Here is a 19,416-nt window from a genome sequence, read left to right on the forward strand (position 1 = left end):
GCCGCCCGTACGCTCGGGGGCCATGAAGATCACCGCCGACGCCCTGCTGTTCGACAACGACGGAACGCTGATCCTGTCCGTGGAGTCGGCGTACCGCTGCTGGATCCGCTGGGCGCAGGAGTACGGGATCACCGCGGACGACTTCGCGGGTCTCTCGCTGCACGGCCGCACCACCGCCGAGATCGTCGCCGACCTGCTGCCCGCCGAGCGGGTCTCCGAGGCCGTCGCCCGGATCGGCCGCCTGGAGGTCGAGGACGTGGCCGCCGGCGACACCCGCGCCGTGCCGGGCGCGCTCGAGCTGCTGGCCGCGCTGCCCGCCGGACGCTGGGCCGTCGTCACCTCCGCCGCACGGGAGCTCGCCGAGGCCCGGCTCGCCGCCGTCGGCATCACGGCGCCCCTGCTGATCGCCGCCGAGGACGTCACCCGCGGCAAGCCCGACCCCGAGCCGTTCCTGCTCGCTGCCGAGCGGCTCGGCGCGGACCCCGCCCGCTGCGTCGTCCTCGAGGACGCCCCGGCCGGACTCGCGGCGGCCCGCGCCGCCGGCATGCGGACCGTGGCGTTGACCACAACGCACCCGGCGGGGGACCTGTCCGCCGACCTCGTCGTGGAGGACCTCTCGGCCGTGTCAGCGCTGGCCACGGCGGCCGGAGTGGAGATCACCGCGGGGGAGTGAGGAGTTCCGCACGCCCGTCCACGGCTGTCCGCTATACGGACAGCGCTGGCCGGAAAGACCCTCACGTCTGCTTTACTTGCCCGCATGACCACGACGAGCAGCCGCATCCTTGCGACCGAGGCGACCAGGACGCCCGGTGCTCGCTGTATGTGTCGAATGTGCGCCTTCTGAGGGCCCCCGCACCTCTCCCGCGCCCCTAGGGCAGGGAGGGAACCCCGTTCTCGCGCCCCGAAGCGAGATGCAGGTCTGCCCGCGCACAGTCTCCGCGTACTGGTCCCAGTACCGCTTTCCGTCGAGAGCGAGAGCCGCGCGCCCGGACTTCCGCAACTTCCCGAATGAATGCCCCGTGCCCGGCGACACCCGTGCCGCGCACTCGACAGTGACGGAACCCCACGTGATCACGACCCAGGGCCTCACCAAGGTCTACCGCTCGCGCGGCCGCGAGGTCACCGCCCTCGACGGCGTCGACCTGCACGTCCGCGAAGGCGAGGTGTACGGCGTCATCGGCCAGTCCGGCGCCGGCAAGTCCTCCCTCATCCGCTGCGTCAACCTCCTGGAGCGCCCCACCTCCGGCACCGTGACGGTCGCCGGCCAGGACCTCACCGCGCTCGCCGGCCGCGGCCCCCGCGCCGGCCGGCAGCTCCGTGAGGCGCGCAGCCGCATCGGCATGGTCTTCCAGCACTTCAACCTGCTGTCCTCGCGCACCGTCCAGGACAACATCGAGCTGCCGCTGGAGATCCTCGGCAAGTCGGGGAAGGAACGTTCCGCCAAGGCGCTGGAACTGCTCGACCTCGTCGGCCTCTCCGACAAGGCCAAGTCCTACCCCGCCCAGCTCTCCGGCGGTCAGAAGCAGCGTGTCGGCATCGCCCGCGCCCTGGCCGGCGACCCGAAGGTGCTGCTCTCCGACGAGGCCACCAGCGCCCTCGACCCCGAGACCACCCGCTCCATCCTCCAGCTCCTGCGCGACCTCAACCAGCAGCTCGGCCTGACCGTCCTGCTCATCACGCACGAGATGGACGTCGTCAAGACCGTCTGCGACTCCGCCGCCCTCATGGAGCACGGACAGATCATCGAGTCCGGCACCGTCAGCGAGCTCCTCGCGACGCCCGGCTCGGAGCTCGCCTCCGCGCTCTTCCCGGTCAGCGGCGACGCCACCGGCGCCGACCGCACGGTCATCGACGTCACCTTCCACGGCGAGTCCGCGACCCAGCCCGTCATCTCGCAGCTCTCGCGCACCTACAACATCGACATCTCGATCCTGGGCGCCGCGATGGACACCGTCGCCGGCAAGCAGGTCGGCCGCATGCGCATCGAACTGCCCGGCCGCTACGAGGACAACGTCGTGCCCGTCGGCTTCCTGCGCGAGCAGGGCCTCCAGGTCGAGCTCCAGGGCCCGCAGGGCGAGACCGCCCCCGTACTGCAGAAGGAAGGTGTCACCAAGTGACCTGGTCGGAGATGCAGCCGCTGCTGTCCCAGGCGTGTTGGGACACCCTCTACATGGTCGGCTGGTCCACGCTCATCGCGATCGTCGGCGGCCTGCCGCTCGGCGTGCTGCTCGTCCTCACGGACCGCGGCGGACTGCTCCAGAACGCGCTGGTGAACAAGATCATCGGGCAGGTCGTGAACATCGTCCGCTCGATGCCCTTCATCATCCTGATGGTCGCGCTCATGAGCTTCACGCGTGCGGTCGTCGGCACCACCATCGGCCGCGAGGCCGCCATCGTGCCGCTCGCCATCGGCGCCATCCCGTTCTTCGCCCGGCTCGTCGAGACCGCCGTGCGCGAGGTCGACGGCGGCCTGGTCGAGGCCGTCCAGTCCATGGGCGGCAACACCTGGACCGTCGTGCGCAAGGTCCTCGTACCCGAGTCGCTGCCCTCGCTGATCTCCGCGACCACCACGACGATCGTCGCCCTCATCGGCTACTCGGCCATGGCGGGCACCGTCGGCGCCGGCGGCCTCGGCGACATCGCGATCCGCTACGGCTACCAGCGCTTCGAGGGCAACCTCATGTGGATCACCGTCGCGGTCCTCGCCGTCGTCATCTCGCTCATCCAGTTCGCGGGCGACAGCGGGGCCCGGGTCCTGCACCGCCGCGCCGGCAAGGGCGGCGAACCGCTCCGCTTCCGCCTGTTCGGCGGCTTCCTCCCCGGCGGCCCCGTCGCCGCCGAAGCCACCGCGGGCACCACCGGCAAGACCACTCACTGAACCACCCGCCGCACCCAGACTCCCCGTCCCCCGGCGGGTTGCACCACCCATGGAGAAAGGCACTTTTCGTGCGTAACACCACCAAGATCACCGCTGCTGTCCTCGTCACCGGAGCCCTCACCCTCGGCCTCAGCGCCTGCGGCTCGGACAAGGGCGACACCAAGGCGAAGGCCTCCGACCCCCTGGTCGTCGCGGCCACTCCCGTCCCGCACGCCGAGGTCCTGAACTACATCAAGGACAACCTGGCGAAGAAGGAAGGCCTCAACCTCGAGGTCAAGGAGTTCACGGACTACGTCCAGCCGAACAACGCCACCGAGGACGGCTCGGTCGACGCCAACTACTTCCAGACCGTCCCGTACCTGGAAGACTTCAACAAGAAGAACGGCACGCACCTCAAGTCCGTCGCGGTCGTCCACCTCGAGCCCCTCGGTCTCTACTCCGAGAAGTTCAAGAAGCTCGACGACCTCAAGAAGGGCGGCACCATCGCCCTTCCGAACGACGCCGACAACGAGAGCCGTGCCCTGCGCTTCCTCGCCTCGACCGGCATCATCGGTCTGAAGAAGGGCGCGGAGGCCACGGCCACCCCGCAGGACATCGCCAAGAACCCCAAGGACCTCCAGTTCAAGGAGGTCGAGGCGGCGCAGACCCCGCGCTCCCTGCAGGACGTCGACGGCGCGGTGATCAACGGCAACTACGCCATCGGTGCCGACCTCAATCCGGCCAAGGACGCCCTCGCCCTCGAGTCGACGAAGGGCAACGCGTACAACAACGTCCTCGCCGTCAAGGCGGGCAACGAGAACGACCCCCGCGTGAAGAAGCTCGCCAAGCTCCTCACCTCGCCCGAGGTCAAGAAGTTCATCGAGGACAAGTACAAGGGCTCCGTCCTGCCCTCGTTCTGATCCCGCGTCACTTCCGCGGCCGCCTTCGAGGCGTTCCCTGGGGGCCGTACCCGGCAACGGGTGCGGCCCCCATGTGCAGTGACGTGCCTTCATGCTGCATGCTGGGCACTCACCCCGGCCGGCACGAGGGACGAAGAGGCGGCCACGAAGGTTACGGAGCGCCGCATGACGAACACCTTCCCCGAGATCTCCATCAGCACGGAGCGCTTGGTGCTGCGCCGCCTCGACGAGGACGACGTCCCCGCCCTCACCGAGATGATGAACGACGAACTCGTCGCCGCCTGGACCTCGGTCCCGCAGCCCTTCACCGAGGAGGGCGCCCGCCGATGGATCACCGAGTACGCGCCCCGCGAGCGCCGCTCGGGACGCGGCCTCGACCTCGCCGTCACCGAGTTCCTCACCCAGCGCCTCGTCGGGGTCGTCCAGCTCACCAAGACCAACTGGCACGTCCGCGCCACCGAGTTGTCGTACATCGTCGCCCCCTGGGCCCGCGGCGAGGGCTACGCCTCCGAGGCCGCGCTCGCCACCGCCCAGTGGCTCTTCCGCGACCAGCGCATGGAGCGCATCGAACTGCGCACCGCCGCCGACAACACGGCGTCCCAGCAGGTCGCCCAGAAGATCGGCTGCATCAGCGAAGGCGTTCTGCGCAACGCGTGCATAGCGCGTACGCGCACGGAGGACGGCACCCTGGCCGAGGTCCGCACCGACTTCATCGTGTGGAGCCTCCTCCCCGAGGACCTCGAAGGCGTCACGGAGCAGCTCGCGGAGGCCGGCGGCTTCACCGCCTTCTCCGACTGGAACTGACCGAGGCGGCTCCTGAGGTGCGCCCGAAGGGCGGGCACCTCAGGGGCGCGGGGCTGTGACATCAGCGGCTCCGCCGCGGGGCGCGACCAGCCCCCACCGGCCCGCAGCCCGCGACGAGACCCCCGAACCCCACCGGGTACGCTCACCCTGCCCAGCCCCCCGCGCACACCCAGGAGACAGACGACGATGGCCGACCGGGTCACGGTGATCGGCTGGGACGGCTCGCCCCTGACCGCGGCGGCCCGCTCCGCACTCGGCGCCGCCACCCTCGTGGCCGGCGCCGCCCACCACCTGGCACTGCCCGAGGTCCCGCCCACCGCGGAGCGGATCCGGCTCGGCAGCGTCTCCCTCGCCGCCCGCCGCATCACCGCCCACCGCGGCACCGCCGTCGTCCTCGCCGACGGTGACCCTGGCTTCTTCGGCGTCGTCCGCACCCTGCGCGCCCCCGAGTACGGACTCGAGGTCGAGGTCGTCCCCGCCGTCTCCGCCGTCGCCCAGGCCTTCGCCCGCGCCGGCATGCCCTGGGACGACGCCAAGGTGGTCGTCGCACACCGCCGCACCCTGCGCCGCGCGATCAACGTGTGCCGCGCCCACACCAAGGTCGCCGTCCTCACCTCGCCCGGCGCCGGCCCCGCCGAACTCGGCCTCCTCCTCGAAGGCGTCCACCGCACCTTCGTCATCTGCGAGGAACTCGGCACGGACCGCGAACAGGTCACCGTCCTCACCTCCGACAAGGCCGCCGACCACACCTGGCGCGACCCCAACGTCGTCATCGTCATCGGCGGCCCCGCCACCGGCACCCCCGAGAACGGCGCCTGGCTCGCCGGCGGCGAACCCGGCACCGCCCCCCGAGGCTGGGCCCTGCCCGCCGCCGAGTACACCGGCCCCTTCGGCGAGGGCGAGACCGAACAACTGCGCGCCGCCCAACTCGCCCGCCTGGGCCCGCGCACCGGCGACCTCGTCTGGGACATCGGCTGCGGCAGCGGCGCGTTCACCGCCGAGTCCGCCCGCTTCGGCGCGGCGGTCATCGCCGTCGACAGCGACCCCGACGCCTGCGCCCGCACCCTGGCCACCACCCGCCGCCTCGGCGTCCAGGCCCAGATCGTGCACGGCACCGCCCCGCACGTCCTGGAGGACCTGCCCGAACCCGACGTCGTACGGGTCGGCGGCGGGGGAGCGGCGGTCGTCTCCGCGGTCGCCGACCGGCGCCCCGCCCGCATCGTCACCCACGCGGCGACACGCGACGCGGCCGAACTCGTCGGCAGGGACCTGAAGGAGCACGGCTACGACGTCGAGTGCGCCCTCCTGCAATCCGTCGAACTGGACACTCGCCACTGGACGGAGAAGGAGCGGACCGTGGGGTTCCTGCTGTCCGGGCGCCTTCCGGATCGCCACCCGTGACCCTGACGGCCGGGCGCGCGCGGTAGGCTGACCGATCGTTGTACCGCACCAGGACACCTGACGATCCGTCGGTCAATGTTCCGGAAAGGTCCCGTAAACGCACCATGTCCGGGGCGCTTGTGGTACGACGCCGACCGGAGGACGCGCAACGTGGCGCAGTCCACAGAAAGCCATGGTCGAACTACGTACCGTGGCCGCGTTCCGACCGGGACAATGCCTGTTGTCCGGGTCGGTTCGTGCCGCGCGGCGTGTGCGCTCGTTCTACTGGACGGGCGGACGACGCACCGCTCCGGTCAAGGGGGTTGCATCTCCGGCGGTCGGCCGGGGGCGGCCAGTAAGTTCTCACGATGGGCGAGGGGTAGGCATGACCGAAACCGGTCAGGTTCCGGGCGAAGGACTGCCGGAGAACGCGGGAGGGGTGGACCAGCCGGGCGTTCCCGCCCCGGGCGCGTACACCTACCTCGATCCTGCCGACGCCGTCGTCGCCGAGGACGACGAGCTGCTCCTGATGCCAGGCTCCCAGGGCGCCTGGGGTCAGCCCCACGTCGCGACGCCCCCGCACCAGCAGCAGCCGGGCCCCGCCGTCGTGCACGAGCCGGGCCCGCACGAGACGGCCGGCCGCGACAGCGGCCACCACGACCTCGGCGCGATGCAGATGCCCCAGGCCCAGGCCCCGAGCCAGGGTGGCCCACGCCGCCCGCTGCACATGGGCCCGCCCGTGCCCGAGACCGGCACCGGCCCCGTGCGCTCCCTCGCGGACCGCGGCCCCGCGCAGCAGACGCCGCCGCAGGCGATGCCGATGCACCAGTCCGGGCCGCCCACCACGGGCCCCGAGTACCTCGACGTCCCGCCGCAGGGCGCCGCCCCGTGGCAGCCCGCCGGCGCACAGCCGCAGCAGGCCGGGTACGACCTGGCGGGCGGGATGCCCGTCGCCGCCGCAGAAACGGTCGTCCCGGAGGCCGTCCCGGCGCAGTACGCCGACCACTCCGGGCAGTTCCCGCACCCCCAGGGGCCGGGCGCCGCCCAGGACTTCCAGCCCGTGCCCGGGCAGCAGCCGGTCGGCGCGTACGCCGGGCAGCCCGAGCCGGTGGTCGCGTACGCCGGGGCGCCCGACACGCAGGCCGCGCAGGGTGCGCAGCCGTTCGCCGTCGAGCAGCCGCTGGGCCAGTTCGTGCCCGTGGAGGGCTCGCTGCCCACCACACCGCACCTGGCGCCGACGCCGCCGCAGGCCATGGTCGTACCGCCGCTGCCGGAGCCCGAGGCCGAACAGCCGGTGGCTGAACAGCCGGTCGCCGCGCAGCAGGTCGCCGAGCAGGCGCCGGCCGAGCAGGGCGCAGCGGGACAGCCGGTCGCCGAACAGCCCGTGGCCGAGCAGCCGGTGCCCGAGCAGCAGGTCGCCGAGCAGGCGCCGGCCGAGCAGGGCGCAGCGGGACAGCCGGTCGCCGAACAGCCCGTGGCCGAGCAGCCGGTGCCCGAGCAGCAGGTCGCCGAGCAGGTCCTGGCCGAACAGCCGATCGCCGAGCAGCCCGTCGCCGAGCAGCCTGTTCCCGGCCAGCCGGTCGTGGAGCAGCCCGCGGGCGAGCAGCTCGTCGCCGAGCAGCAGGTCGTCGAGGCCGTGGCGGAGGTGCCCGCGCAGCAGCCGGTCGCCGAGCCCGTCGCCGAGGACCCGCAGACCGAGCAGGCGGAGCAGGTGGAGCAGGCTCAGCAGCCCCAGGCCCAGGCCCAGCCCCAGCCCGTCGAGCCGGAGCAGCCGGCTCAGGAGCAGCACGCCCAGGTCCAGCAGGCGCAGCCCGGCCAGAACCCGGAGCCGCAGGACGTGCAGGCGCAGGAACTGCAGGGCCAGGGCCCGCAGATCCAGGAGCAGGCCGCCGAGCCGGCCCCCCAGGTCCAGGAGGCCCCGGCCGAGCCCGAGGCCCAGGAGCAGCCCGGCCCCGAGACCGGGCAGCCGATCGCCGCGGAGGCCGTCGTGACCGAGCCCGCCGCCGAGCAGCCCGCCGCGGAGGCGCAGGACGCCGCCGAGGCCGCCCCGGTGGCGGAGCAGCCCGCCGAGGAGCCCGTCGCCGCCGTCCCCGCCCCGCGCGACGGCGCCGCCGACGAGTCCGAGCCCGCCCAGTCCGCCGACGACCTGCCCACCGCGGAGGGCGACGCCGAGCCCGAGCCCACGCTCGCCGGCCCCGCGGCCCCCGCCTACGACGACGCCGAGCGCGAGGCCGTGCTGCGCGTCATGCGCGAGCGCCGCGACATCCGCAACGGCTTCCGCAGCGACCCCATCCCGCACGAGGTGCTGCTGCGCGTCCTGGAGGCCGCCCACACGGCGCCGTCCGTGGGCCACTCGCAGCCCTGGGACTTCGTCGTCATCCGCTCCGCCGACACCCGGCGCACGATGCACGAACTGGCCGAGCGCCAGCGGGACGCGTACGCCAAGTCCCTGCCCAAGGGCCGCGCGAAGCAGTTCAAGGAACTGAAGATCGAGGCCATCCTCGACACCCCGGTCAACATCGTGGTGACCGCCGACCCGACCCGGGGCGGCCGCCACACCCTCGGCCGGCACACCCAGCCGCAGATGGCCCCGTACTCCTCCGCGCTCGCGGTGGAGAACCTGTGGCTCGCCGCCCGCGCCGAGGGCCTCGGCGTCGGCTGGGTCTCCTTCTTCGACGAGCGCGAGATGGTCCGCACCCTCGGACTGCCCGAGCACCTCGAAGTGGTCGCGTACCTGTGCGTCGGCTACGTCGACGAGTTCCCCGCCGAGCCCGAGCTGATGCAGGCCGGCTGGTCCAAGCGGCGCCCGCTGTCCTGGGTCGTCCACGAGGAGACGTACGGGCGTCGGGCCCTGCCCGGCGAGGACCCGCACGACCTGCTCGCCGAGACCGTCTCCAACATCCGCCCGCTGGACGCCAAGGCGCTCGGCGAGGCCTGGGAGCGGCAGAAGCGCATGACCAAGCCGGCCGGCGCCCTCGGCATGCTGGAGATCATCTCCGCGCAGCTGTCGGGCCTGTCCCGGATGTGCCCGCCGCCGATCCCGGAGCCCGCGGCCGTCGCGATCTTCGCCGGTGACCACGGGGTGCACGCCCAGGGCGTCACCCCCTGGCCGCAGGAGGTCACCGGCCAGATGGTCGCGAACTTCCTGGGCGGCGGCGCGGTCTGCAACGCGTTCGCGAACCAGGTCGGAGCCGAGGTCTGCGTCATCGACGTGGGCGTCGCCTCCGAACTCCCGGCCACCCCCGGCCTGTTGCCGCGCAAGGTCCGCGCCGGAACGTCCGACATGACGACCGGCCCGGCCCTGACCCGCGAAGAGGTCAAGGCGGCCATCGAGGTCGGCATCGAGACCGCCCGCGACCTGGTCGCGGCGGGCAACAAGGCGCTGCTGACCGGCGAGATGGGCATCGCGAACACCACCGCGTCCGCCGCCCTGATCTCCGTCTACACCGAGGTCGACCCCGCCGAGGTCACCGGCCGCGGCACGGGCATCAACGACGAGACGCACGCCCGCAAGGTCGAGGTCGTGCGCCGCGCCCTCGAGCTGCACCAGCCCGACCCGGCGGACCCCATCGGCGTCCTCGCGGCGGTCGGCGGCCTGGAGCACGCGGCCCTCGTGGGCCTGCTCCTGGGCGGCGCCTCGCTGCGCACGCCGGTGATCCTCGACGGCGTGAGCGCCGGCGCGGCCGCGCTGGTCGCCCGGGCCGTCGCGCCCGAGGTGCTCGCCGCCTGCATCGCCGGCCACCGCAGCGCCGAGCCCGGCCACGTCGCCGCGCTCAACAAGCTGGGCCTGCGCCCCCTGATCGACCTCGACCTCCGCCTCGGCGAGGGCACGGGCGCGCTGCTCGCCCTCCCGATCGTCCAGAGCGCCGCCCGCGCGATGCACGAGGTCGCCACCTTCGACTCGGCCGGCGTCACCGAGAAGTAGAGACCGCCCGAAGGAATGCCTGCCCACGAGCCTGTGGGCAGGCATTCCACACGGCAGAACGGGTGGGCACAGCCTTCAGCGCCGGACGCGTCCCTGGAGGGCCCCGGCATAAGCTGGCCTCGAACCCCGAACGCGCACGTCACAGGGCTCCGACGACGCAGCCCCAGAACAAGAGCCCAGCCGCACCAGGAGCCCGCCCGCCATGCCTCAGCACCCCGCATACCCCGTAGGCCTCCGCCTGACCGGCCGCAGGACCATCGTCATCGGCGGCGGCCAGGTCGCCCAGCGCCGGCTGCCCGCCCTGATCGCGGCGGGCGCGGACATCACCCTGATCTCCCCGTCGGCCACCCCGTCCGTCGAGGCGATGGCGGACGCGGGCGAGATCGCCTGGACCCGCCGCCGCTACGAGCACGGCGACCTGGCGGACGCCTGGTACGTGCTGATCGCCACCGCCGACCGTGCGGCGAACGACGAGGCCTCCGCCGAGGCCGAGGCCGGCCGGACGTGGTGCGTCCGCTCCGACGACGCCGAGGCGGCCACCGCCTGGACCCCGGCCACCGGCCGCACCGAGGGCGTCACCGTCGCGGTCCTGTCCGCCGAGGCCGCTGACCGCGACCCGCGCCGCACCGCCGGCATCCGCGACGCCCTCGTCGAGGCCCTGCGCGACGGCACCGTCTCGGTCCAGCGCGAGCACAAGCCGGGCGTCGCCCTGGTCGGCGGCGGCCCCGGCGACCCCGACCTGATCACCGTCCGCGGCCGCCGGCTGCTCGCCGAGGCCGACGTCGTCATCGCCGACCGGCTCGGCCCCCGCGACCTGCTCGACGAACTCCCGCCGCACGTCGAGGTGATCGACGCCGCGAAGATCCCGTACGGCCGTCAGATGGGCCAGGAGGCGATCAACCAGGCGCTGATCGACCACGCCAAGCAGGGCAAGGCCGTGGTCCGGCTCAAGGGCGGCGACCCGTTCGTCTTCGGGCGCGGCATGGAGGAGGCCCAGGCGCTGGCCGCCGAGGGCATCCCGGTCACCGTCGTGCCCGGCATCTCCAGCTCGATCTCGGTGCCCGGCGCCGCCGGCATCCCGGTCACCCACCGCGGGGTCGCGCACGAGTTCACCGTGGTCAGCGGCCATGTCGCGCCGGACGACGAGCGTTCCCTGGTCGACTGGTCCGCGATGGCCCGGCTGACCGGCACCCTCGTGATCCTCATGGGCGTCGACAAGATCGGCAAGATCGCCGAGGCGCTCGTCGCCCACGGCAAGGACCCCGAGACGCCCGTCGCCCTGGTCCAGGAAGGCACCACCGCGGCCCAGCGCCGCGTGGACGCGACCCTCGCCACCGTCGGCGCGACGGTCCTCGCCGAGGGCGTCAAGCCCCCGGCCGTCATCGTGATCGGCCCCGTCGTCCACGAGAACCCCGTACGTAACCCGCGGTAACGTCAGTTCGTACCGAGCCGTTGGCACCACACCCAGGACAAGGCAGTATCGACCCGTGGCAGAACCCAGAGGTCTCATCACCATCGAGGACCCCGACGACCCGCGCCTGCGCGACTACACCGGCCTGACCGACGTCGAGCTGCGCCGCAAGCGCGAGCCGGCGGAGGGCCTGTTCATCGCCGAGGGCGAGAAGGTCATCCGGCGCGCCCGGCTCGCCGGGTACGAGATGCGCTCGATGCTCCTGTCCGCGAAGTGGGTCGACGTCATGCGCGACGTCATCGACGAGGTCCCCGCCCCGGTCTACGCGGTCGCCCCCGACCTGGCCGAACAGGTCACGGGCTACCACGTGCACCGCGGCGCCCTCGCCTCGATGCAGCGCAAGCCGCTGCCCACCTCCGACGAACTCCTCACCACCGCCCGCCGGGTCGTCGTCATGGAGTCCGTCAACGACCACACCAACATCGGCGCGATCTTCCGCTCCGCCGCGGCCCTCGGCATGGACGCCGTCCTGCTCTCGCCGGACTGCGCCGACCCGCTGTACCGCCGCTCGGTGAAGGTCTCCATGGGCGCCGTCTTCTCGGTCCCGTACGCCCGCCTGGAGGCCTGGCCGAAGTCCCTGGAGACGGTCCGCGCGGCCGGTTTCAACCTCCTCGCGCTCACCCCGGCCGACCAGGCCAAGTCGCTCGACGAGGTCGCCCCGCACCGCATGGACCGCGTGGCGCTGATGCTCGGCGCGGAGGGCGACGGCCTGTCCACCAAGGCGCTGATGGCCGCCGACGAATGGGTCCGCATCCCGATGGCCCACGGAGTCGACTCGCTCAACGTGGGCGCGGCCGCGGCCGTCGCCTTCTACGCCGTCGCCACGGGGCGCCCCGAGCTCTGAGCCGGGGCCCCGGCTCAGCTCTCCGGCTGCGGCGAGCCCGGTGCGGTGCTCGTCGGGCCGGTGGCCGGCCGGTGGTCGTCGCCGAGCCCGCGCGAGGGACCCTGGCAGCCCTGCGCCGCCGCGATCGCCAGCGCCACGAGCAGCGTCACGACCACGAACACGAACAGCCGCTGACGCAGCAGCCGGGGATTGGCCGGACGCAGCTTCTTGCCGGTGCCCGTCCCGTTCGTCCGCGGCGCCGGACGGCCCGCACCACTGCGCGGCGCGGGACGGCTGCCCGAGCGCGGGTTCGTCGAACGCGGCGCGGGACCCCGGCCGCCGCCCCCGGTCCGCGGCCCCTGCATGCCCGGCTGCGTACGCCGCTGGGTCGTCCGCTCGCCCCGGTCCACGCGCTCCGTGTACGTCTCGGTGAGCCGGCCCGTCGGACGGTCCGGGTCCGTGCGCGGCGCCGGCGGCCGGGCCTCGCCCAGCCCCTGCGCCTCACGGGCCGCGATCTCCTTCAGCCGCAGCGACAGCTGCAGCGTGCTCGGCCGCTCCTCCGGGTCCTTGGCCAGACACGCGCGCAGCAGCGGCGCCAGCGCGTCCGGCACCCCGTGCAGCTGCGCCTCCTCGTGCACGACGCGGTACAGCATCACCTCGGAACTGCCGTGCCCGAAGGGCGAGTCACCCATCGCTGTGTACGCGAGCGTCGCCCCCAGCGCGAACACGTCGGTCGCGGGCGTCACCGCCGCGCCGCGCACCTGCTCGGGCGCGAGGAAGCCGGGGGAGCCCACCGCGGTGCCCACGTGGGTCAGCGTCGAGGCGCCGGTCGCCCACGCGATGCCGAAGTCGATGATCCGCGGCCCCTTCGGGGACAGCAGGATGTTGGACGGCTTGAGGTCGCGGTGCACGACCCCCGCCTCGTGGACCGCGACGAGCCCCTCGGACAGCGCGGCCCCGACGGCGGCGACGTCCGCGGCCGCCATCGGACCCTCCTCGGCGACCTTGTCGTGCAGCGAGGGCCCGGGCACGTACTGCGTCGCGAACCACGGCCGGTCGGCCTCGAGATCGGCGGCCACCAGCCGCGCCGTGCAGCCGCCGCGGATCCGCCGCGCGGCGGACACCTCGCGCGCGAACCGCGAGCGGAACTCCTGGTCCTCGGCCAGATCGGGGCGGATCACCTTGAGCGCGACGCGCTGCCCCCGCCGGTCGGAACCGAGATAGACGACGCCCATCCCGCCGGCCCCGAGCCGTCTGTGAAGCCTGAACGAGCCGACGACGCGCGGGTCCTCGCGCCTCAGGCGCATCATCGCCATGTTCATCCCCGCTGCTGCCCGGTCCGCCCTCTGACGAGCCACAGCTTACGTTTCCCCGCCCTGCTGTGTGCTCAGGCCGCGCCCTCACGCCGGATTCGATTGTCAGTGCCTGGCCACGGACTTGAGAGCCGGTCAGGGAGCGGCCCGTCGACGGACCCCGATCGGACTCCGTACGCCAACCGGCCGCCGGCACAGGGGGATTGGGCCCGCGGAAGGCGACCGTACGCGGCCGCCGCCCGGCACCCGTGACCGTACGCGCCGGTACGAGGCGGTGGCGGGCCGGACGGCCGAGATGGATCAAGGAAGGCGGACCGAGCCCCGCCGGACCGGCACGGAAGTGAGGGAAGTCACCCGCCGGACCGAAAGTCCCCTCGGGGAAGACCCCGAGACCTAGGTCCCCTTCTCCACCCAGGGGAGTACACGGCGCCCGTGCGCTCATCCTCCGGGAGGCCCGGCAATCGGTACGAGGGCATGACGCCCAGGACCCGCGCCGTCCGTAGATTTGAGGTCAAGCGGCGGGTGCAGCACTCGTCCCCCGAGGTCAGGCACCCGCCGCTGCGAGCACCACCGAGCGAGAACTCAAGAATTCGACCGGGAGAGGACCATGGCGCACACGGCACCGCGGACGACAGCGTTCCGCACACGGTTCGGCCGGGCCGCAGGCCCCGCCACGGGCCGCCGTCACCCGCTGGTGGCCACGGCCATGGTCCTCCCTCTCGCGGCCCTGCTCGTCGTCGTCTTCGGCGGCTGGGACGCGATGGTCACACAGGCGTCGTCCGTGGGCGTGATGCTGGGGCGCTGAGCGGCGCTCCCAGGCCCGGATGAGCGGTCCGGGCGGGGACATCCGGCCAGGAAACCCCGTGGGGACGGGGGTGCGGCGGACGGCACATGATGCCGCGTGCAGCTGGGGAGCTGCACGCGGCATTGTCTTTTCCCGGCGCCTTCCCGGCGCCCATCCCGACGCCCTTCCCGGACCGCTGCCCCGGGGCCATGCCGGTCCTACGCCGTACAGGACACCGCCCGGCGCCGTAGGCTCGGCGCGAGACCACGCAGCACACCCGGGGGCCCGAGTGACCACGCCCAGCTCCATCCTTCCCGCGCTCCGTGCGGCGGCGCGCGGCGCGGCCCATCCCGCGGGCATCGCCTGCGTCTGCGGTGCGCGGACCCTGGCCGACCGGGCCGACGGCACCGTCGTCCGGCACGGCGACACCGTCGCCAAGGCGCACGCCCCCGGCACCGACCCCGCCGAGCTGGAGCTCCGGCTCGCCGTCGCCGCCGCGCCCGCCCTGCACGGCGTACTCCTCGCGCCGCTGCTCCCGGCCGCGGCGCCCCTGGACGGCCGCCTCGTCACGTTCTGGCCGCACGGCACCCCCGTGGACCCGGAGCACCCCGAGCACGCCCCCTGGGAGGCGGCCGCGGCCCTGCTGGCCCGGCTGCACACCACCCCCGCGCACGAGCTCCCGGCCGGTCTGCCCCCGATGCGCGGTCCCGAGAAGGCGGCCCGCGCCGTGGCCCGCCTCCTGGCCGGCGCCCCGGACCACCGCGCGGCCGCCCCCGTCCTCGCCGCCTGGCGCACCCTGCCGCCGTGGGCCCGCGCCGAGGCCCCCGGCCAGCACGGCCGCACCCTGTGCCACGGCGATCTCCACCTCGGCCAGCTGGTGCGCCACCCGGCCGACACGGGGGAGTGGCTCCTCATCGACATCGACGACCTCGGCACCGGCGACCCGGCCTGGGACCTGGCCCGGCCCGCCGCCTGGTTCGCCTGCGGCCTGCTGCCCGCCGAGGACTGGACCCGATTCCTGTCCGCCTACCAACGCGCGGGCGGCGCCAAGGAGCTGACCGTCGACGATCCCTGGCCCGCGCTCGACGTCCCCGCCCGTGCCCTGACCGTCCAGACGGCGGCCCTGGCCGTGACGAAGGCCGTCGCGGCGGGCCGTGACCTCGACGAGGTGGAGGAGGCGGTGATCGACGCCTGTGCCCGAATGGTCTCGGTCCCGCCCCCGTTGGGCGCGGACGGCGCCAAGTAGGGTGCGGGGGACCGAAGCCGGGAAGTGTTCCGGCGAAGCAACACCGAACGGCGAGGAGTTGAGCCGAGCATGCAGTGTCCGAAGTGTCACGCACCGATGCACACCTACAACCGCAACGGCGTCCAGATCGAGCAGTGCAGCGGTTGCCGCGGGATATTCCTGGACTACGGCGAGCTGGAGTCGCTGACCCGCCTCGAGTCGCAGTGGCAGCAGCAGGCCCCGCCGGCCCCGCCCGCCCCGCAGGCCTACCCGGCCGCGCCGGCCCCCGCCTGGGGCGCCCCGCACCACGGCGGTCACCACGGCGGCCACCACGGTCACCGCAGCTTCGGCCGGATGCTCTTCTCCTCCTGAGCGGCGCACAGCACGAAGAAACCCCCGGTCCGAGGACCGGGGGCTTCTTGCTGGTGCGCGATACTGGGATTGAACCAGTGACCTCTTCCGTGTCAGGGAAGCGCTCTCCCGCTGAGCTAATCGCGCGGGAACGGGCCAGACTCTATCAGGCTCCGCGAGGCGTAATGCCAGGTGATGCAGGCAGTACAGGTGCTGCGTGCGCGATACTGGGATTGAACCAGTGACCTCTTCCGTGTCAGGGAAGCGCTCTCCCGCTGAGCTAATCGCGCGGGACGGATCAGATACGAACCGGAGTCCGAAGATCCAGTGCGCGATACTGGGATTGAACCAGTGACCTCTTCCGTGTCAGGGAAGCGCTCTCCCGCTGAGCTAATCGCGCATGGAGGTGGAGACGGGATTTGAACCCGTGTAGACGGCTTTGCAGGCCGTTGCCTCGCCTCTCGGCCACTCCACCAGGAGCTTATGGGGGTTCGGGAAGATCCCCCACATCCGAGCGAACGACCGGGTTCGAACCGGCGACCTCAACCTTGGCAAGGTTGCGCTCTACCAACTGAGCTACGTTCGCGTGTCTTTCCGTTTCGCTTGCGCGTCCCGGCGACGTGTTGAACTCTAGCGGATTCCCGGGGGAGGTCCAAAACGCGTTTGCCCAGCGTGCTGCGCTGCCGTCACCGGAGCGACCTCGAACGCTCCGTCCCAGGTCACCGTCCCGCCACCCGACCTAGACTCGAAAGCGTGCACGGCTCCCCCTCATCTGCCCCGCTCGCCCGCTTCGGCGAGCTCGTCGCCACCGACCTGCGCGACGTCACCAGCGACCCCGCCGCCCTGGACTCCACCGGGTTCTGGGCGGTCTCCGCCGACTTCGAGGGGCGCCTCGTCTGCGCCCGCTTCGGACAGGTCCGCAGGGAACCGGTGCCCGCACCGCGCCCCGGCGCCTGGCACGGCCCCGCCCCCGAGGACTGGACGTCCTCCCTCGACCACGCCGCGTACACGGAAGGCGTGCGCCGCGTGCGCGACCGCATCGCGACCGGCGAGGTCTACCAGGCCAACCTCTGCCGCGTCCTGAGCGCACCCATATCCGCCGACGCCGACGTGGACGCCCTCACCGCACTCCTCGCGCGCGGCAACCCCGCCCCCTACGCGGGCACGATCCGGCTGCCCGGACACGGCGTGGAGATCGCCACCGCGTCCCCCGAGCTGTTCCTGCGCCGCGACGGACGCGTCGTCGAGTCCGGCCCCATCAAGGGGACCGGCCGCACCGAGGCCGACCTCCTGGAGAAGGACTACGCCGAGAACGTGATGATCGTCGACCTGGTCCGCAACGACCTGGGCCGCGTCTGCGCCACCGGCAGCGTGACCGTCCCCGACCTCTGCGTCGTGGAGAAGCACCCCGGCCTGGTCCACCTCGTCTCCACCGTCCGCGGCGAACTGCGCGAGGACGCCGGCTGGCCCGAGCTGTTCGACGCCACCTTCCCGCCCGGCTCCGTCACCGGCGCCCCCAAGTCCAGCGCCCTGCGGATCATTGACGCCCTGGAGACCGCCCCGCGCGGCCCCTACTGCGGCGGCATCGGCTGGGTCGACGCCGACCGGCGCACCGGAGAACTGGCCGTCGGGATCCGTACGTTCTGGATCGACCGGGACACGGAGGGCGACCGGCTGCGCTTCGGCACCGGCGCCGGGATCACCTGGGGCTCCGACCCCGAGGGCGAGTGGCGGGAGACCGAGCTGAAGGCGTCCCGGCTGCTCGCGGTAGCGTCACACGGGCACGACGGGCACGACGGACGCGCGGACGCCCGCTAGTCCGGTTCATCTGGGAGGCACCACGTGAAGATCTGGCTCGACGGCGGGCTGCGGGACACCGACGCGGCACGCGTCTCCGTCTTCGACCACGGGCTGACCGTGGGCGACGGCATCTTCGAGACCGCCAAGACGACCGACGGCCGGCCGTTCGCCCTGACCCGGCACCTCGACCGGCTCGCCCGCTCGGCCCGCGGCCTCGGCCTGCCCGAGCCCGACCTCGACGAGGTCCGCCGCGCCTGCGCCGCCGTCCTCGAGGCCAACCCGATGCCGCTCGGCCGACTGCGCATCACGTACACCGGCGGCCTCTCGCCCCTCGGCTCGGACCGCGGGACGAGCGGCACCACCCTCGTCGTCGCCCTCGGCGAGACCAAGCGGCGCCCCGACACCACCTCCGTGGTCACCGTCCCCTGGACGCGCAACGAGCGCGGCGCGCTCGCCGGCCTCAAGACCACCTCCTACGCGGAGAACGTCGTCGCCCTGGCCCGCGCCCACGAACACGGCGCCTCCGAAGCCCTGTTCGCCAACACGGTCGGACAGCTCTGCGAGGGCACGGGGTCGAACGTGTTCGTCGTCCTCGACGGCGAGATCCACACCCCGCCCGTCGCCTCCGGCTGCCTCGCCGGCATCACCCGCGCCCTCGCCGTCGAATGGACCGGCGCCAAGGAGACCGACCTCCCGCTGGCCGTCCTGAACGAGGCCGACGAGATCTTCCTGACCTCGTCCCTGCGCGACATCCAGGCCGTCCACCGCGTCGACGACCGCGCCCTCGGCGAGGCCCCGGGGCCGGTCACCGCCAAGGCCATGCGCATCTGGGACGAGCGCGCCGCCGACGATCTGGACCCGTGACCGGACCGGCGCCGGCGCCGTCATCGGAAAACCGCTGTCGCTCCCCCTACGCATGCGGGTAGAACACCCGTGATGACGACGACCCTGCGGCCGACCGAGCCGCTCCAGCAGGACGACGACGGACAGCGCTCACGCGGCTACGCGGTGTGTGTGAACAGCCGGCCCGTCGGTACGCTCCGCCTCGCCACGCACCCCGTCTTCGGCCCGTCCGTCGCGCAGATCACCGACCTGCGCATCGACGAGCCGGACCGGGGGCGGGGCCGCGCAACCGTCGCGGCGCTCGCCGCCGAGGAGGTCGCGCGCGGCTGGGGCTGTGTCCGTCTGGAAGCCTCCGTGCCCGCCGAGGAGGCCGGCCTGCTGCGCCTCGCGACCGCCCTCGGGTTCGTCGAGCGTAACCGCGGCATGGAGAAGGACCTGCCCGACAACCCGCCGATACTCCCGGCGGGCACCGCGGGCCGGCCCATGACCGACGCCGAGTACGAGCCCTGGCTCGCCCACTCCATGGAGGACTACGCGCAGACCTGGATCGAGCGCGGCGTCCCGGCCGACGAGGCCCGCCGCAAGTCCGAGCGCGACCACTCCCGCAACCTGCCCGAAGGACCCGCCACCCCGGGCGTGCGGATCTCGGTCCTGGAGCACGACGGAGAGCGCGTCGGCACCCTGTGGGTGGCCCGGCGCGACGAGGCCTACTTCGTCTACGACGTCGAGGTGGCCGCCGACCGGCGCGGCGAGGGCCACGGACGGTCCCTGATGCTCCTCGCCGAGGCCCAGGCGCTCGCCGCCGGAGTCGCCCGCATCGGGCTCAACGTCTTCGCGGGCAACAACCCGGCACTGCGCCTGTACGAGTCGCTCGGCTACCGGGCGACCGCGTACCACCTCTACAAACCGCTCGCCTGACG

At 73.2% G+C, this 19,416-nt stretch carries 16 protein-coding genes and 5 tRNA genes; 15 read left to right on the plus strand and 6 right to left on the minus strand.

The annotated features are described in order from the left end of the window. The first annotated feature begins 22 nt into the window (after nt 1–22). From ACIBTU_RS24320 to ACIBTU_RS24360, 9 genes are all read left to right on the plus strand, one after another. The gene (locus ACIBTU_RS24320; RefSeq protein WP_399128498.1) at nt 23–673 is read left to right on the plus strand and encodes an HAD-IA family hydrolase; all 651 of its coding nucleotides are present in this window, start codon (nt 23–25) and stop codon (nt 671–673) included. Nucleotides 674–1,067: 394 nt separating this feature from the next. After that, on the plus strand, nt 1,068–2,117 hold the full coding sequence (locus ACIBTU_RS24325) for a methionine ABC transporter ATP-binding protein (RefSeq protein WP_399128499.1): 1,050 nt from the start codon (nt 1,068–1,070) through the stop codon (nt 2,115–2,117). Further along, complete coding sequence (locus ACIBTU_RS24330; RefSeq protein ID WP_399128500.1) at nt 2,114–2,878, plus strand: methionine ABC transporter permease; 765 nt, start codon at nt 2,114–2,116, stop codon at nt 2,876–2,878. Before ACIBTU_RS24325 ends, ACIBTU_RS24330 begins: the two co-directional genes overlap by 4 nt. 68 nt (nt 2,879–2,946) lie before the next feature. Then, nucleotides 2,947–3,777, plus strand: a complete 831-nt coding sequence (locus ACIBTU_RS24335; protein ID WP_399128501.1) for a MetQ/NlpA family ABC transporter substrate-binding protein — start codon at nt 2,947–2,949, stop codon at nt 3,775–3,777. A gap of 165 nt (nt 3,778–3,942) precedes the next feature. Continuing rightward, nucleotides 3,943–4,581, plus strand: a complete 639-nt coding sequence (locus tag ACIBTU_RS24340; RefSeq protein ID WP_399128502.1) for a GNAT family N-acetyltransferase — start codon at nt 3,943–3,945, stop codon at nt 4,579–4,581. 186 nt (nt 4,582–4,767) lie between these two features. Next, nucleotides 4,768–5,982 carry a precorrin-6y C5,15-methyltransferase (decarboxylating) subunit CbiE gene (cbiE, locus tag ACIBTU_RS24345; RefSeq protein WP_399128503.1) on the plus strand — a complete coding sequence of 405 codons (1,215 nt, stop codon included), beginning with the start codon at nt 4,768–4,770 and terminating at the stop codon, nt 5,980–5,982. 364 nt (nt 5,983–6,346) lie between these two features. Continuing rightward, nucleotides 6,347–9,886 (plus strand): nicotinate-nucleotide--dimethylbenzimidazole phosphoribosyltransferase, encoded by a 3,540-nt coding sequence (gene cobT / locus ACIBTU_RS24350; protein WP_399128504.1) that lies wholly within the window; start codon nt 6,347–6,349, stop codon nt 9,884–9,886. A gap of 202 nt (nt 9,887–10,088) precedes the next feature. Continuing rightward, complete coding sequence (cobA, locus tag ACIBTU_RS24355; protein ID WP_399128505.1) at nt 10,089–11,318, plus strand: uroporphyrinogen-III C-methyltransferase; 1,230 nt, start codon at nt 10,089–10,091, stop codon at nt 11,316–11,318. A gap of 55 nt (nt 11,319–11,373) precedes the next feature. Then, complete coding sequence (locus tag ACIBTU_RS24360) at nt 11,374–12,201, plus strand: TrmH family RNA methyltransferase (RefSeq protein ID WP_399128506.1); 828 nt, start codon at nt 11,374–11,376, stop codon at nt 12,199–12,201. Between the two features lie 14 nt (nt 12,202–12,215). On the opposite strand, the gene ACIBTU_RS24365 is transcribed toward ACIBTU_RS24360, so the two are convergent. Then, complete coding sequence (locus ACIBTU_RS24365; RefSeq protein ID WP_399128667.1) at nt 12,216–13,502, minus strand: serine/threonine-protein kinase; 1,287 nt, start codon at nt 13,500–13,502, stop codon at nt 12,216–12,218. Between the two features lie 598 nt (nt 13,503–14,100). On the opposite strand from ACIBTU_RS24365, the gene ACIBTU_RS24370 reads away from it, so the two are divergent. The 3 genes from ACIBTU_RS24370 to ACIBTU_RS24380 all read left to right on the plus strand — a co-directional run bounded on the left by ACIBTU_RS24370 (nt 14,101) and on the right by ACIBTU_RS24380 (nt 15,874). Then, nucleotides 14,101–14,298: a hypothetical protein gene (locus ACIBTU_RS24370; protein WP_399128507.1), complete on the plus strand. Its 198-nt coding sequence runs from the start codon at nt 14,101–14,103 to the stop codon at nt 14,296–14,298. A gap of 268 nt (nt 14,299–14,566) precedes the next feature. Further along, nucleotides 14,567–15,523, plus strand: coding sequence for a phosphotransferase family protein (locus ACIBTU_RS24375; protein ID WP_399128508.1), 957 nt, complete (start codon nt 14,567–14,569; stop codon nt 15,521–15,523). 69 nt (nt 15,524–15,592) lie between these two features. After that, a complete protein-coding gene (locus ACIBTU_RS24380) occupies nt 15,593–15,874 on the plus strand; it encodes a zf-TFIIB domain-containing protein (protein ID WP_399128510.1) in 282 nt (93 codons plus the stop codon). A 51-nt stretch (nt 15,875–15,925) separates the two neighbouring features. On the opposite strand, the gene ACIBTU_RS24385 is transcribed toward ACIBTU_RS24380, so the two are convergent. From ACIBTU_RS24385 to ACIBTU_RS24405, 5 genes are all read right to left on the minus strand, one after another. After that, nucleotides 15,926–16,000: transfer RNA gene (locus tag ACIBTU_RS24385), tRNA-Val, on the minus strand. Nucleotides 16,001–16,071: 71 nt separating this feature from the next. Further along, nucleotides 16,072–16,143, minus strand: a tRNA-Val gene (locus ACIBTU_RS24390). 38 nt (nt 16,144–16,181) lie between these two features. Next, nucleotides 16,182–16,253, minus strand: a tRNA-Val gene (locus ACIBTU_RS24395). Nucleotide 16,254: 1 nt separating this feature from the next. Further along, nucleotides 16,255–16,328: transfer RNA gene (locus ACIBTU_RS24400), tRNA-Cys, on the minus strand. A 38-nt stretch (nt 16,329–16,366) separates the two neighbouring features. Next, nucleotides 16,367–16,439: transfer RNA gene (locus ACIBTU_RS24405), tRNA-Gly, on the minus strand. 167 nt (nt 16,440–16,606) lie between these two features. On the opposite strand from ACIBTU_RS24405, the gene ACIBTU_RS24410 reads away from it, so the two are divergent. The 3 genes from ACIBTU_RS24410 to ACIBTU_RS24420 all read left to right on the plus strand — a co-directional run bounded on the left by ACIBTU_RS24410 (nt 16,607) and on the right by ACIBTU_RS24420 (nt 19,414). Then, nucleotides 16,607–17,671 (plus strand): chorismate-binding protein, encoded by a 1,065-nt coding sequence (locus ACIBTU_RS24410; RefSeq protein ID WP_399128511.1) that lies wholly within the window; start codon nt 16,607–16,609, stop codon nt 17,669–17,671. 24 nt (nt 17,672–17,695) lie between these two features. Continuing rightward, nucleotides 17,696–18,517, plus strand: a complete 822-nt coding sequence (locus ACIBTU_RS24415; RefSeq protein WP_399128512.1) for an aminotransferase class IV — start codon at nt 17,696–17,698, stop codon at nt 18,515–18,517. Between the two features lie 72 nt (nt 18,518–18,589). Beyond that, nucleotides 18,590–19,414 carry a GNAT family N-acetyltransferase gene (locus tag ACIBTU_RS24420; RefSeq protein ID WP_399128513.1) on the plus strand — a complete coding sequence of 275 codons (825 nt, stop codon included), beginning with the start codon at nt 18,590–18,592 and terminating at the stop codon, nt 19,412–19,414. Nucleotides 19,415–19,416 lie beyond the last annotated feature (2 nt).

The sequence above is a fragment of the Streptomyces sp. NPDC050145 genome, from assembly GCF_044460245.1.
Taxonomy (GTDB): Bacteria; Actinomycetota; Actinomycetes; order Streptomycetales; family Streptomycetaceae; genus Streptomyces.

Coding starts and splice junctions, on each gene's coding strand:
- ACIBTU_RS24320 (WP_399128498.1), top strand. CDS start 23: ATGAAGATCACCGCCGACGCCCTGCTGTTCGACAACGACGGAACGCTG.
- ACIBTU_RS24340 (WP_399128502.1), top strand. CDS start 3,943: ATGACGAACACCTTCCCCGAGATCTCCATCAGCACGGAGCGCTTGGTG.
- cbiE (WP_399128503.1), top strand. CDS start 4,768: ATGGCCGACCGGGTCACGGTGATCGGCTGGGACGGCTCGCCCCTGACC.
- cobT (WP_399128504.1), top strand. CDS start 6,347: ATGACCGAAACCGGTCAGGTTCCGGGCGAAGGACTGCCGGAGAACGCG.
- cobA (WP_399128505.1), top strand. CDS start 10,089: ATGCCTCAGCACCCCGCATACCCCGTAGGCCTCCGCCTGACCGGCCGC.
- ACIBTU_RS24365 (WP_399128667.1), bottom strand. CDS start 13,502: ATGAACATGGCGATGATGCGCCTGAGGCGCGAGGACCCGCGCGTCGTC.
- ACIBTU_RS24370 (WP_399128507.1), top strand. CDS start 14,101: ATGGCGCACACGGCACCGCGGACGACAGCGTTCCGCACACGGTTCGGC.
- ACIBTU_RS24380 (WP_399128510.1), top strand. CDS start 15,593: ATGCAGTGTCCGAAGTGTCACGCACCGATGCACACCTACAACCGCAAC.
- ACIBTU_RS24420 (WP_399128513.1), top strand. CDS start 18,590: ATGACGACGACCCTGCGGCCGACCGAGCCGCTCCAGCAGGACGACGAC.